Source organism: uncultured Sphingomonas sp. (assembly GCF_913778135.1).
Taxonomy (GTDB): Bacteria; Pseudomonadota; Alphaproteobacteria; order Sphingomonadales; family Sphingomonadaceae; genus Sphingomonas.
Genome location: NZ_CAJYVU010000015.1, coordinates 1 through 12949, shown reverse-complemented (window position 1 = coordinate 12949; position 12949 = coordinate 1). Strand labels below are relative to the sequence as shown.

Genomic DNA, 12949 nt, shown 5'->3' with positions numbered 1-12949 from the left:
TCCGGCCGCCCGAACACCGGGGCGGAGACATAGCCGAGCCCCGCTGCCTCATGCGCGGCGGCCAGTTCGCGCGCGAAATCGACCGCGATCGTCGCGCTCACCACGTGGACCAGCCCCGATCGCGCGCGTGACAGGAGCCCGGCATCGAGCACGACCTGCCGGATCGCGGCATCGTCGGCGAGCATCGTGAACACGACTTCGCTCTCGAACGCGTCCGCAGCCTGATCGAGCAGTTCCACACCCGGCAGCTCGGCCGTAACGACCGGAGAGCGGTTCCACGCGCGCACGTGATGCCCCGCCGCGGCGAGGTTCCGCGCCATGCCGATCCCCATGCGACCGAGCCCGACGAAACCGATGTCCATGTTCGTTCTTCCTGCGCCTAGTGTTCTTCGTGCGTGAACGCGCGGGCGCGATGCCGGGTTCTATGGACCGCCGGGCTCGTTCAACGCGGCGGCGCCTCCGGTTGCGGCACGCGGTCGCGCGATCAGGTGCCATGCGACAAGCACCGGCTCCAAAATCGCCAGTCCGACTCCGATACCGGTGAGTCGCGCCAGTGCGGGCGCGACTGCGGCATCCTCAACCCGATCGGGAACGAGCGTGACCAGTACGGCAAGCACGAACTGCGTCCCGACGTAGCTCCGCGTGCGCCAGCCATTCTCCGCCATCCGCCCGAGCGCGACGCCGAGTGCGACCGCCAGCAGCAGGGCGCCGGTCGAAACGTGGAGCAGCAGCACCATGCCCGCGTAAGCGCCGCCCGCGACGCAGCCGATCACGCGCTGCCACAATCGGGCCGAGACCGGACGTAAGCCACCCGCCGCCAGTCCTTGCAGCGGCACCATCATCACGGCCAGGATCGTGACCGCGCCCTGCGCGATCTCGGGCACGTCGACGATCTGCGCGATCCACGGCAGCAGCATGACCGCCAGCGTCCCCTGCGCGGCGTGGCGCAGCGCATCGGGATGCCAGCCCAGCCCCGTCGCGCGGATACCCGCCGCGGCCGGCCACAGACGTCGGAGCGTCAGTGTCGAGGCGAGGCTCACCGCGACGCAGGCGAGCGTACCCACCGTAACTTCCAGCACGCGCGTCGCGATCAGGGCCTGCAGCGCCGTGCCCGGATGTTCGGCGGCGTCGAGCACGATCATGGCGAACGTCAGCGCGACGAACAGCCAGGCGTATGCGCGTTTCGCCGTCAGCGCGGCGTAGAGCGTCGGCAGCGTGACGAGGCCGAGCAGGAGCGACATCGCGGGCGCGCCCTGCACCGCCCACGGCACCAGCAGCAGCGCCAGCACCGCGCCGACACCAGTGCCGACGATGCGCAGCAACCCGCGCAGCATCGTCTCCGACACATGGCCGCGCATCACCATATAGCCGGAAAAGGCCGCCCAGCTGACGTTGCGCGCGCCGGTCCAATGCGCCAGCGCGATCGCCAGCATGACCGACACGACGCACTCGATCGCGTCCACACGCCGCGCGTCGAGCGGCACGCGAGCGTACGAACGGTTCATGCGCAGGAGAGAGGCAAAGGGTTCACTGCCGCTATAATCACTGCCGCCGTCGAGTTTATCCAGCGACGTGCCTTGTTCGTGCATGCCGGCGAGAGAAGGTAGGTGGCCGGTGACGTGAGCGAGAACGAGGTGGTGACGATCGTCGTCTGGCAAATCGTGCCGCGTTGATCGTGGAGCCGATCATGTCAAGGTGCCGATGGCTTCGGCGGCGCTCCTCTTGACCACGCCGCTGATCCGGTGTGCCCTGCCTCGACGCGTCACAGGGGTGACCCTGCAATCAAGCGTTCAAGCTCGACCGGATCATGCGTGCAGGTGACGGTCAGTTCGTCACGGCGCGCCATCGGCAGCGCTCGCAACCTCTCCTGATTGTTCAGCCGGCTTCGCGCGTCCATTTCCATCAGAAGCTGGCAGTCGCGATGTGCTGGTGTGCAGTGGCGCTTCGACGCGCGCATGTCGTCGTGGTAGAAGTAGGCGTTGCATGCATGGAGCAACCAGCGGCCATGACCGCCGCGGATCGCGCAGCCGGCGTATGTCTGAAGGTGCCCCAAGAGCGGCACCGTCAGGATCTCTGGCAGTAGTCCGTCGAGATCGCGCCCCGCATCGAACCCGAACCACGGCTCGCCTCCGGCCCCGAAGCGCCGCCAGTCGCGAACCTCGTTCAATTAGCGTTCACGACAGCGATTGCGCGCGAACAGCCGAGTTTTAGGGCCAGTAGCGTCGTCAAACTCACGCTGCATGACGTGGACGGTTGCTTGCTCGCTGCTTGAGCGCTTTGATCTGTTGTAGAGCGGTGTCTTGCTTGGCGGATGTGGAGCGTGACATGCCAAGGCGCAAACTCAATCAGCGGGTTGAGGCGGAGCGGGTTTCCTCTATCGCCGTGGCGCTGGATCGAAGAAAGCTGGGCATGGCGCTATTTTGGCTGTCGGGCGAGGTATGGGCGTCGATCAAGCCGCACAAGTCCAAGAACCAGCCTGGAGTGCGACGGGTGAACGACCGGCGGGTGATCGCGGGCATTCTGCATGTGCTGACCGCGCCGGCGGTCGCTGGTGCGACGGCTCGGTCGAGGACAGGCCGTTTACGACGATCTGCAACCGGTTCAACCGAAGGTGGCACGGAGGTTTCTGGCTTAACCTACAAGAAGCGCTGATGGACGCGGGCGCGGCGGCGAGGAGCACCGCCAACGAAAGCACCTACGTGAAGGCGCATTGGGCTGCATCTGGCGCAAAAATTTTGAGTTCGGCCCAGGTGATCGGCCGCTCTCGCGGTGGCTGAACGACCAAGGTCCACGCGCTCACCGACGTCACTCTCCCTCCGCCTGCGCTGATGCTGACGCTCGGCACTGTCAGCGACGTGAAGGCTGCACACGCGCTCCTCGCACGAGCCGGGCGCCCGCGCTACCTGCCCGATCATCGGCGTCGGACAGGAACGATGGGCGCTGGTGTAGCCTGCGTCTTTTCTCTTGGGTTAGTAACGATAGCGGCGACCATAATAGCCACGTGGGCCGCGATACCCGCGATACCCGCGATACCCGCGATACCCACGATAACCACGATAGCCGCGTCGCGGCGCATAATAGCGCCCACGGTTGAAGCCGCGATTGCGGGAGTAGCCTCGATCATAGCGGTACGACTGGGCCGATGCCTCGGTCGGTGCGACGGTCGCCCCCAAGCCCGTCAACACCATCGCCAAAGCGGCGAAGATGGCCATAAATTTACAACGCATCTACGAATCTCCCGGCAACCGTTGCTCTGGTGATTGAAAACGATCGGTCGAATTTCATCGTTCCCAAGGCAAGCGGCTGGTCGTGATGTTAGCCACCGCGGTCGGGGACCACGGCAACGTTGCCCATGATCCACGGTGACCAAATCCTACGAAACGGATAGCTGGCATCAGACCTGTTGATCACCGCCCGAAGATGAGCGCGGCAGTGAGAGACACGTTGGACAAGGCCTGAGGGCTGCAATCGTCATAGTAAAAGGCGACGCACTGCCATTCCCTGCGACCGCCACATGTGAGGTCCATGCGGACTGCACCACCCTAAGCGTGGCTTGTCACACTTCATCGGTCCAGTTTGGGAGTACTGCCCGGATATGCAGGGCAGGGTGTTGTCGACCCGATGACTAGTGCGGCCAGCTAAGGGTCGAGCTTCCTGGTCCCACAGCTGCTGTCGTCGCTTGCCATTGCATCGCCTGTCAGCGGCGCACCGGCTCGCCGATTGGCTTAATGGCTTATTATGCCGCCGATCAATTGACCATTGTGGGAGACGCTCAACGTTATGAGCGACCTATCGTTGAGGGCAACACCTTCGAGACGTTCTTCTACTCGACATGCGGATCGACCATCTATGCCCGGGCGGGCAAGCACCCGACGATGATTGGCGTCGCGGTCGGAACGATCGCTGATCCTGAGTTCCAGCCACCTGTTCGGTCGGTTTGGGAGCAAACGATGCATCGCTGGATCACGATGCCCGGTGATGCGCAGCATTTCCCCAAGGGGCGAGGGTAGCTTTCCCGAAACTCGATCCCATAGAGACGGCCTCGTATGTCCCGATCGCCGTTCGTTTTTAGGAAGGGTAATGAGACCGCCTTCGCAAAGATTAAGACGTTTGGCTCGATTGAGGCGAGCCCGGAACCGAGACAGAAGCGGAACGATTCAATGTCCGGGTAGAGGTGTCGGCTCATGAAAAGCTGACGGTTGACAGGTAGCTCTTGCGCTTCGTTTCACCGTTCCTAGAACTTGTACGACCTGATCGTCGGCAAGAAGCCTGCTCTTGCGGCTAAACGTAGTCAGTCTGGTCTGGTTGCCCGCATGTACATCGGCCAGCTTGATTGGGTCTGACAACCAATCTCTAATTGCATACGTCTGCTCCGGCTTACATTCCGCATAGCAGTAATAGCCCGATTTGAGGTCCATGCTAAACGTCAGCGAATAGGGCACGGTCGTGGGGGCGCTTGTACCCGCTTCGATTGTTTCCGTCCCGCTGCATGTCTCACTGATGCGGTCTTGCCCGAAGGCTGAGGTCGATAGGAGAACCGCTATAACTAGACCAGCTACCAAGCGCGTCACTGCCCTGTCCTCGCCACGACATTGATGGTGCGTCTTACCTGCGTCGCCGCTGTATCCGTTGATTACAGTTTGGTCATCTATGATAGAGGCATCGCTTGCCATCATCGAAGCCCCATTCCCAATCAACGATCCCAGTGGGAATGACCTTGGCGTCTCGCTGGCTGTTCCTAATTGTGAAACCTGGGTCGTGTGATGCATCGTTGTCGAAATCGGTCTAGGTGCGCATGATGCAGCGATGATTGGTACCGTACGCCTCACGTTAGCGAAGCCAACGCTTGCGGACTTTGATGATTCATTCGCGATGAGCAGCGACGCCGGGGTGGCGGAGTTCATCGGCGGCAAGCCCGCGAGCCGAGAAGATGTTTGGAACAAACTCTTGCACAACATCGCGCATTGAGCGTCATACGAATACGGCGTCTTTTCTGTTCGAGAGAAGGGCGGCAGTGCCTTTGTCGGTGAGGTCGGGCTTGCTCACTTCTCGCGCGGGCTTGGTGAAACCTTCGACCCCTTTCCGGAAGCTGCGTAGGTTCTAGCAATCAGCTCGCACGGCAGCCACCGAAGCAGTCGCCGCCGCGCACACGTGGATGGATCGGAGCCGGAAGTCGAAGCGCACCGTTTGCATCATTCACCCCGATAATTGACCTTCCATCCGCGTTGCCGAGAAGCTCGGATATGCGGCTTTTGGCAAAACCGAGTATCTCGGTGCGTGCCCGACTATGTTCGAGCGCCGGTAATCCGGTACCTGAAACTCTACCGTTTTTTGGGAGAGCGGTTGGGTCGGCGCTGGCGATGCAGGTCGGCGTTCTCGGCAGGCAAGTCGCGCCGGTCGGTCCTCTGTCGCAGAGTTCTAGCACACAGTTCGCCAGTCCAATGCCACTTCGCGAACAATTTTTGGTCCTTCAACGTTCAACGACCTCCCGCTGCATCGGCGCGAGCTTGGCCAGCAGGCGGTTCTGTGATGCGAAAGACACGTGCTCTGCACGCATTGCCGCCTGCAAGTTCTCGACCAGCGCGGTCATGTCTGCGCGCTGGATGCCCATGTCCTTGTGCGCCGCTCGCATATCCCGGCCGGTGTAGGAGCAACCGCCGCCCAGAATGAAGCAGAACTGTTCCTTCAGCGTTCGCCTGAGCCTAACGAGATCCTGGTTCTTGAAGATGTCACTGATTCGCGGATCGCTCTGGTTACGCGAAACCAGATCGTCGACGATCCGCGACACCCCCGCTTCCTCGTGAAAGTCACGCCAGAGGCGGTCGTCCTTGAATGGAGTCGCGCCGGCATTGTGGTCGGATTGCGTGTACGGCGCGACCGGATCCTCGCCCGCAGGCACGGCAACGCTCGCCTGGAGCAGCAGGATGGCGGCAATCAGCATCTTAGAACGATCCTTGTACTGAGAGAAACGCGCCGCGCTGCCGGCGAACGGTGGCGATGTCGCCCAAGTCGACATAGGCTGCGGTGAGCGACACGTTGCGCGCCACCGCCCAGGCCGCGAACGCGTCCACTGCTTTCTGCTCGCGCGCGAACCGGAGGTTGCTCGGCTTGCTGCGTCCCTCGACACCGATGACAAGCCGCCGCGACAGCATCACCCCCGCGGAACCTTCGAATTGCGCGCGATACCGGTCGTGCCGATCGCCGCCGAAGCCCAGCAAACCGAATTGGTTCGCCTTGGTCGCGCGCATCGTGGCGTTCAGCACCAGCCCGCGCGATAGGACGACCTTGGTCGCGGCGACGTAGAAGTCGGTTCCGGCATCGTAGCGTCCGCCGACCGCGCGGATGACCGCGCCGCGGTTCGCGCGCTTGTGCTGCACGCCGACCGCGATCTGCGGCAACCAGCTGTCCTGATCCCAGACCGCGTCACCGATCACGCGCAGCTTGGCGCCGAACACGTCCTGTCCGAACGTGAAACCGCGCCCGAGCCCCAGCGCCGCGCCCGCGGCGCGCGTATCGAAACGCTGCCGCGTGTACGACAATTCGACCCGGTCGTTGATCCCGACCGCCGCGCCGAAGCTCGTCAGGTCGAAGTCGGGCAGCGCGACCAGCGTCGCGTTGGCCTTGCCTCCGATGCCGTCGCGCGTTTCGTTGCCGGCGATTACCGCCCAGCTGGCAAGCCCGCCGCCCGCCGCGCCTTCGACACTGGTGACACCGTTGGTGAGCAACAGCTTGCCGCCCGCGCGGCGATCACCGGCCAGAGCTGGTTGCGAGACGGTCAGAAGGGTCAGAACGGCGGTCGCGAACGATCGAATCATGCTGCGTATTTCGCGCATGATGTTCGAAAACGAAGTTAACGCCGGAGTTTACCTGCCGGCAACCTTCAAGCAGCTAAGCCAGCCATCATGCGCAATTTCCGTATCGTGATGCTCGCTCTGGTTGCATTGCCGATCGCTACCACTGCCAAGGCAGCCCCTGTGCTGATCCAGGTCGTCGGCGTCGACGGTCGCCCGCTATCGGGCGCCGTCGTGACCGTCACGATGCCTGGTACGGCTGCGCCGGCGCCGCGCGGCCCCTACGTGGTTGCACAACGCAACATCCAGTTCGATCCGCGCGTCCTGATCGTACCGGTCGGTGCCACGGTGAGCTTCCCCAATTTCGACAAGGTACGGCATCACGTCTACTCCTTCTCTAAGCCCAAGAAGTTCGAGTTGAAGCTGTTCGGCCGGGACGAGAGCCGGAACGTCGTCTTCGACAAACCCGGTGCCGTGGCGTTGGGGTGCAACATCCACGACACGATGAACGGCGTCGTGTACGTGACCGCAAGCCCCTACACCGCGCTCACCGATGCCGCAGGGCGCGTGCGGATGAACGTGACACCGGGATCAGGCCGGGTTGCGGTGTGGCATCCATCGATCCGTTCCGCCGGCAACACGCTGGAGCAGCCCGCCTCCGTTGCGGCGACGGGTCTCACCACGACGCTTCAGCTACATCGATGAAACTGGCGCTGCCACCCTTCAGAACCCTGCGAACGCGACTGACGGTACTCTACGCCGGGCTGTTCACGGTCGGACTGGTGGTGCTGGCCGTGCTCGCGCAGGTGATGATCGAGCGCAGCGCCCGCAGCGCGGCGACCGATGAGCTATCCACCAGCGCCTCGGTCTATGACCGGCTCTGGCAGGAGCGCGAGCGCGCGCTGACGGGGGCCGCCGACGTGGTCGCGCGTGACTTCGGTTTCCGCAGTGCGGTTGCGAGCAACGATGTCGCGACGATCGTGTCCGCACTCGACAGCCTGCGTGTGCGTGCCGACGTGCCGCACGTCGTCCTCGTGACCGATGCAGGTCAGGTGATCGGCGACGCGGGCGAACTCGGTGGCAAAGTGGCCGGGTTCGTCGATGCGATCGAAGGGGATCGCCGCGACGCGGTTGTTGCAAGCGCGGGCAAGGTCAATCGGATCGTCACCGCGCCGATCCTCGCGCCCAACGAGATCGGCCGCATCGCCTTCGTCATGCCGCTGGATGCGGGTGAGATGCGCGACTTGGAAAAGCTGTTTGCGATGCCACTCACAGCGCAGATGCTGACGCGCACGCGCGATGGCGCGTGGACCGATGGGCATCTCACGCTACCAGCCGCGACCAGACGCGCGGTTACCAGCGTGGTGACGCGCGGCGGCAGCAGTTTCGCCATTCTGCGCCCGCTCGCTGCTCCGAATGGTCGCGCGCAGGCAGCGCTGCTGCTCAGCTATCCGATCGCGCGTGCGATGCAATCGTATCGTTCTATCCAGATTGGCCTCATCGCAGCGGGTCTAGTGTGGCTCCTCATAATCGTCCTCGGAACCGGCCGACTGGCACGCGGTATCGCGCAGCCGATCGTTGCACTCGATGCGGCGTCGAGGCAGCTGGAAAATGGCGAGCACGCCGAAGTTGCGGTCTACGGCGATGACGAAGTTGGCCGGCTGGCGCGCTCGTTCAATCGCATGTCGCTCGGCATCAAGGAACGTGAGCAGCGCATCACGCACTTGGCGTTCCACGACGGACTGACCGACCTACCGAACCGCGTGTTGTTCCAACAATCGTTTGAGCAGGCGGTCGCGCGTGCGGCGCGCTTGAACGAGAAGGTCGGCGTGCTGTGCCTTGACCTCGACGGGTTCAAGAGCATCAACGATACACTCGGACACCCGGTCGGCGACGCCTTGCTGCGCCAGGTTGCTGAACGCCTGCTCCGGGTTGCGGACGGCGCAATGGTATCGCGACTTGGCGGCGACGAGTTCGCCATCGTGGTGCCGGAGACGGGTGACAGCGGTCGCTCGCGCCTGCTGGGTCGTACGATCCTCGAACAATTCTCAGAACCGATGGAGGTCGCGGGCCACACGATCGTGACGGGGAGCAGCATCGGCATCGCCATGTTCCCCGCCGACGGAGCGGATGCAACGGTATTGCTGAAGAATGCCGATCTGGCGCTTTACCGCGCCAAGCACGACGGTCGGGGTGAGCTTCGCTTTTTCGACCAGTCGCTTGACGAGGCGGCACGGCGTCGGCGTCAGATCGAAACCGATCTGCGCGTGGCGATCAGGACTGGACAGTTCAGGCTCAACTTCCAGCCGATCGTCGCGAGTGACGGCGAGGCGATCAAAGGGTTCGAGGCACTGCTGCGCTGGCCGCACCCTGATCACGGGCTGATCTCGCCGGTAGAGTTTATCCCGATCGCCGAAGAAACGGGCTTGATCACGCAGATTGGCGAATGGGTACTGCACGAAGCATGTCGTGTCGCTGCGGGGTGGCCCGAGCATGTGCGCGTCGCGGTCAATGTGTCTCCACTACAATTTCGTTCCGCAGGATTTGGGTCGATCGTGCTGCAATGTCTGACATCGAGCGGGCTGACGCCCGACCGGCTCGAGATCGAGATCACCGAATCTGTCTTCCTCGACGGCGAAACCGGCGTGCTTCAGATCCTGCACATGCTGCGCGCATTGGGCGTGCGCGTGGCGCTGGACGACTTCGGCACCGGCTATTCGTCGCTCAGCTATCTGCGGTCGTTTCCCTTCGACAAGATCAAGATCGATCGCTCGTTCATCACCAATATCGCGCACGATGCCAGCGCCGCCGCCATCGTGAAAGCAATCGTCGACCTCGCAACTGCATTGCACATGGAAACTACCGCTGAAGGTGTTGAAGACGCCGGACAGCATGCTGAGCTCCAGGCCCAGGGTTGCAGCACGTTGCAAGGTTTCTTGTTTAGCAAGCCTTTGGACGAGATAAGCGCGAGAGCAGTGCTAGAAAAAGCAAGGCATCTGCGAGCCGCTTAGATGATCATGAGCTAAGATCGTATTCACTATCCCAACCTGATTATTATCAGTAATTACCGCTCGTGTTGTCCGGTTGGCACCTGAGTAAACGCTCATCACGCGCTGTTGCCGATTTGAAGGCGCTTTCCGTTTTCCGCCCGACCGCGCACGTCCGAAGCGTACGCCCTGCCGACTGAACAAAGGGCTGCAGTTCGCGATTAGGGCTAGAAAGCGGACCGACCGCTTTCCACCGTCCGCGGGCACTAAGGCCCCTCCCGTCGCCTAGGCGAACGGCAGCTTACCCCGATGGGTCGCCCGAAAGCGGACTGGCCGATTCCCACCAGAAGCGGACATTCGGACGCGGATACAAGCTGGGTACTTCCAGTCGGCCACGATTGAGAAATCACTTATTTCTGCGACTTTGCAAGCAGCATGGCGGAGGGTCTGTCCACCGCGCCGCGTCCGATTGACCATATGGCCGGATCGCCTGCTGGGGGCGCTAGAAAGCCGCTATACTTCCGAAAGCGTTCGATAGATTGTTGCTGTCAGGCTCAATCGGTGCCCCACAAGCCTAGCCTTTTATCGGGCAATCCTGAGACTTTCGGGGCTGCGGCGAAATGACGGGATGACCGGTTTGTCCCACTTCTCGCCAATTTCGACATCGCTGGTCGAGGCATCGGGCAAACATGAATGAACGATCGAAGCTGGGAAGCGAACAGGGTGGTCTGAACGTGCACTTGTGGGTCTTGTTGAGCAAGGTAATTGGTTGCCGACGCTCAGTTTCGCCGGCGCCTCCGCATACTGGATGCGAAGGCCAGTTTGACCGCTCGGTTCTGACGCTCCTTACCGGAAGACGTCCCAGCTAGAACCCACGTGGGTTCCCAAGCTAACGCTCTTACCCTCAGCCGCAGCCGCTTCCCTCGTGGACGCACATAAAGAAGGATGGTGCCGCTTACAGGACTCGAACCTGTGACCCCCGCATTACGAATGCGATGCTCTACCAGCTGAGCTAAAGCGGCCTGGTGCGCCCGTGTCGGGGCGAGGCGCGGCGCTTAGCAGGGGTGTGCGGGAGTGGCAAGCGGGATCGTTGCTGGCGGCGCAGATGCTTTAAGCTGCGCGCAAGTAGACGCGGGGCTGATCCGGAGTTTACGCGGCGTTTACGGCCGATGGTGCAGAGCTTTCGCTGAACGGGACGCGTCGCATGCTTGGCGAACCCGTCGGGAAAGAACAGGTTATGGACAGCGCGCGCGGCAGTGATGGTTCCGACAAAGTCGGCATCCGGCAGGACAATGATCCAACCGAGGCGGGGGTCGGCGAGCCGCAGGTCAAGATCGGCAGCGACGAGCGACGCATGCACGTGCGCGCGTACAATCACTGGGTGTCGTTGCTCGCCGAACGGCCGTTCCCGACGATTGCCGACCTGGATCCCGCGCACATCGCCGATTTCGGGCCGCATAGCGTACTGCTCGATTTCAGCGAAGGGCTGGAAAACCCCGCGATCCCGTTCCTGGGTGCCGCGTTGCGCGCGGAGTGCGGGGTCGACCAGTCGATCACCAACATCGCGCAGGTGCCGCCGCGCTCGCTGCTGTCGCGGCTGACCGATCATTACCTACAGATCATCGCCAATCGCGCACCGGTCGGGTTCGAGGCCGAGTTCGTCGGCATCCGCGGGCACAACACCTTTTACCGAGGCATCCTGATGCCGTTTTCCTCCGATGGCGCGGCGATCGATTATATCTACGGCGTTATCAACTGGAAGGAGATGGTGAGCAGCGATACGCAGGCGCAGCTCGACGCCGAGCTGGCGCGATCGGTACGCAGCGCACCGCGCGCGGCCGATCTTTCGTCGGTGTGGGCCGACGGGCCGAGCGCAGCACCCGTGGCCGAGGCGAACGACGATCCCGATCTGCCCGAGTTGCTGGAGCTGGCGCGTGAGAGCGCGACGGGCGCGCGCACCGCGCAGTCGCGGAGCGCCGCGGCGATTGGCCGCGCGCTGGGGCGTGCGCACGATTTCGCCTGTGCAGCGGAGCGCGCGCCGCTCGCCTATGCCGCGTTGCTCGATGAAAACGGCGTGAATGCCGCGAGCGTCACCGAGAACGAGAGCATGACGACGAGCACAATCGCGCGTCTGATCTTCGGCGACGATATCGCGACCGTCGCACAGGCGCGCGCGGTGCTTGCCTACGCGCGTCGCCGCGACGTTCCCGAGGGCGGACTGGCCCGCGCGATCGAGGCGCTGCCCGGCGGGATCGCCGACATAGTGGCCGCCGAGCGCGTGAGGCGCGTCGGTGCGGCAGCCGGCGGCGCGACGGAGTTCGCCGATCGCGCGGTGCTGGCAAGTGTCGCACCCGACATGCTCGATATTGCGGCGGCGAAGAAGGGCGATGCCATCGTACTGCTCGGCCGTGTGGCGCAGAACGGAATGATCGATGTGGTCGATGCCAGCAGCGATCGGCGGCTGGCGGAGCGGGTGCTGGCGCGGCTGCGGTGAAGCCTTAGGGCACGCCGCGCACGAGGGTGAGCGATACAATCTTTCGCGGGGTTGAGGATTGATCGTGACGGGCGCATAGCCCCGCGCATGGCGAGGAAGTTGCAAACGATACTGTCGGACGCGCTGTCGGCGCGGCTCACCCACCGGGCATTGCCGGACGAGCTTCAGGGATTTGCCGAAGCCGAGCAGGCGAGTGCGGCCGAGTTCCTGATCGCGACCGGCGAGACCCGCGCGGCGGAGACGCCTGCGATCGCGCTCGAGCCGCTGCCGGGCGACGGCGGACCGCGCCGGATGCGCGTCGCGATCGTCAACGACGACATGCCGTTCCTGGTCGACTCGATCGCCGGCGCGATCGGCGCGCGCGACATCGCGATCGAGCGGATCATCCACCCCGTGGTGCAGGTAATGCGCGACGAGAACGGCACGCTGATCGCAATCGACGCGGCTAGTGGCGAGCCGGGGGCGCGACGCGAGTCGATGATCTACCTGGAAATGGACCGCGCCGACGCGCGCGACCGGCGCGAGCTGATCGAGGATCTGAACAACGTACTCGCCAACGTCCGAGCGGCGACACGCGACTGGCGCACGATGCAGGCAGCGGTGGCGCACGACGCGGGCACGCTGGACGACACTGGCGGTGACGGTGAGGGTGCGAACCTGCTGCGCTGGTTCCTCGA

11 protein-coding genes, 1 tRNA gene and 1 pseudogene are annotated in these 12949 nt (G+C 63.4%); 7 read left to right on the top strand and 6 right to left on the bottom strand.

What is annotated here, in order from left to right; all coding sequences use genetic code 11:
* From QZ847_RS01465 to QZ847_RS01455, 3 genes are all read right to left on the bottom strand, one after another.
* The coding region (locus QZ847_RS01465; RefSeq protein WP_294352431.1) for an NAD(P)-binding domain-containing protein at window positions 1-362 on the bottom strand (362 nt) is incomplete at its 3' end.
* 60 nt (window positions 363-422) lie between these two features.
* Complete coding sequence (locus QZ847_RS01460) at window positions 423-1505, bottom strand: FUSC family protein (protein ID WP_294352429.1); 1083 nt, start codon at window positions 1503-1505, stop codon at window positions 423-425.
* 257 nt (window positions 1506-1762) lie between these two features.
* Window positions 1763-2167, bottom strand: coding sequence for a hypothetical protein (locus tag QZ847_RS01455; protein WP_294352427.1), 405 nt, complete (start codon window positions 2165-2167; stop codon window positions 1763-1765).
* 158 nt (window positions 2168-2325) lie between these two features.
* On the opposite strand from QZ847_RS01455, the gene QZ847_RS01450 reads away from it, so the two are divergent.
* From QZ847_RS01450 to QZ847_RS01440, 3 genes are all read left to right on the top strand, one after another.
* Window positions 2326-2652 carry a hypothetical protein gene (locus QZ847_RS01450; protein ID WP_294352425.1) on the top strand — a complete coding sequence of 109 codons (327 nt, stop codon included), beginning with the start codon at window positions 2326-2328 and terminating at the stop codon, window positions 2650-2652.
* A 1037-nt stretch (window positions 2653-3689) separates the two neighbouring features.
* Window positions 3690-4010: a GFA family protein gene (locus QZ847_RS01445; protein ID WP_294352433.1), complete on the top strand. Its 321-nt coding sequence runs from the start codon at window positions 3690-3692 to the stop codon at window positions 4008-4010.
* Window positions 4011-4806: 796 nt separating this feature from the next.
* Window positions 4807-4968 (top strand): hypothetical protein, encoded by a 162-nt coding sequence (locus QZ847_RS01440; RefSeq protein WP_294352422.1) that lies wholly within the window; start codon window positions 4807-4809, stop codon window positions 4966-4968.
* Between the two features lie 502 nt (window positions 4969-5470).
* On the opposite strand, the gene QZ847_RS01435 is transcribed toward QZ847_RS01440, so the two are convergent.
* Complete coding sequence (locus tag QZ847_RS01435) at window positions 5471-5941, bottom strand: group 1 truncated hemoglobin (protein ID WP_294352421.1); 471 nt, start codon at window positions 5939-5941, stop codon at window positions 5471-5473.
* Window position 5942: 1 nt separating this feature from the next.
* Window positions 5943-6815: a DUF3034 family protein gene (locus QZ847_RS01430; protein ID WP_294352419.1), complete on the bottom strand. Its 873-nt coding sequence runs from the start codon at window positions 6813-6815 to the stop codon at window positions 5943-5945.
* 87 nt (window positions 6816-6902) lie between these two features.
* Here QZ847_RS01430 and QZ847_RS01425 point away from each other — a divergent pair, with 87 nt between their 5' ends.
* Together QZ847_RS01425 and QZ847_RS01420 are read left to right on the top strand one after the other, a co-directional pair.
* Window positions 6903-7496, top strand: coding sequence for a methylamine utilization protein (locus tag QZ847_RS01425; RefSeq protein ID WP_294352416.1), 594 nt, complete (start codon window positions 6903-6905; stop codon window positions 7494-7496).
* Window positions 7493-9802 (top strand): EAL domain-containing protein, encoded by a 2310-nt coding sequence (locus QZ847_RS01420; RefSeq protein ID WP_294352414.1) that lies wholly within the window; start codon window positions 7493-7495, stop codon window positions 9800-9802. The genes QZ847_RS01425 and QZ847_RS01420 overlap by 4 nt, the downstream gene beginning before the upstream one ends.
* Window positions 9803-10724: 922 nt before the next feature.
* Here the strand turns inward: QZ847_RS01420 and QZ847_RS01415 are convergent.
* Window positions 10725-10800, bottom strand: a tRNA-Thr gene (locus QZ847_RS01415).
* Window positions 10801-11015: 215 nt separating this feature from the next.
* Here QZ847_RS01415 and QZ847_RS01410 point away from each other — a divergent pair.
* Both QZ847_RS01410 and QZ847_RS01405 read left to right on the top strand, forming a co-directional pair.
* Window positions 11016-12272 (top strand): hypothetical protein, encoded by a 1257-nt coding sequence (locus QZ847_RS01410; protein ID WP_294352412.1) that lies wholly within the window; start codon window positions 11016-11018, stop codon window positions 12270-12272.
* Window positions 12273-12371: 99 nt separating this feature from the next.
* Window positions 12372-12949: pseudogene (locus QZ847_RS01405) on the top strand (NAD-glutamate dehydrogenase domain-containing protein); the annotation flags it as partial.

Bases quoted from the DNA above. Each gene is read 5' to 3' on its own strand.
- QZ847_RS01420 (WP_294352414.1), top strand. From the start codon at position 7,493: ATGAAACTGGCGCTGCCACCCTTCAGAACCCTGCGAACGCGACTGACG.
- QZ847_RS01450 (WP_294352425.1), top strand. From the start codon at position 2,326: ATGCCAAGGCGCAAACTCAATCAGCGGGTTGAGGCGGAGCGGGTTTCC.
- QZ847_RS01435 (WP_294352421.1), bottom strand. From the start codon at position 5,941: ATGCTGATTGCCGCCATCCTGCTGCTCCAGGCGAGCGTTGCCGTGCCT.
- QZ847_RS01410 (WP_294352412.1), top strand. From the start codon at position 11,016: ATGGACAGCGCGCGCGGCAGTGATGGTTCCGACAAAGTCGGCATCCGG.
- QZ847_RS01425 (WP_294352416.1), top strand. From the start codon at position 6,903: ATGCGCAATTTCCGTATCGTGATGCTCGCTCTGGTTGCATTGCCGATC.
- QZ847_RS01430 (WP_294352419.1), bottom strand. From the start codon at position 6,815: ATGATTCGATCGTTCGCGACCGCCGTTCTGACCCTTCTGACCGTCTCG.
- QZ847_RS01440 (WP_294352422.1), top strand. From the start codon at position 4,807: ATGATTGGTACCGTACGCCTCACGTTAGCGAAGCCAACGCTTGCGGAC.
- QZ847_RS01460 (WP_294352429.1), bottom strand. From the start codon at position 1,505: ATGAACCGTTCGTACGCTCGCGTGCCGCTCGACGCGCGGCGTGTGGAC.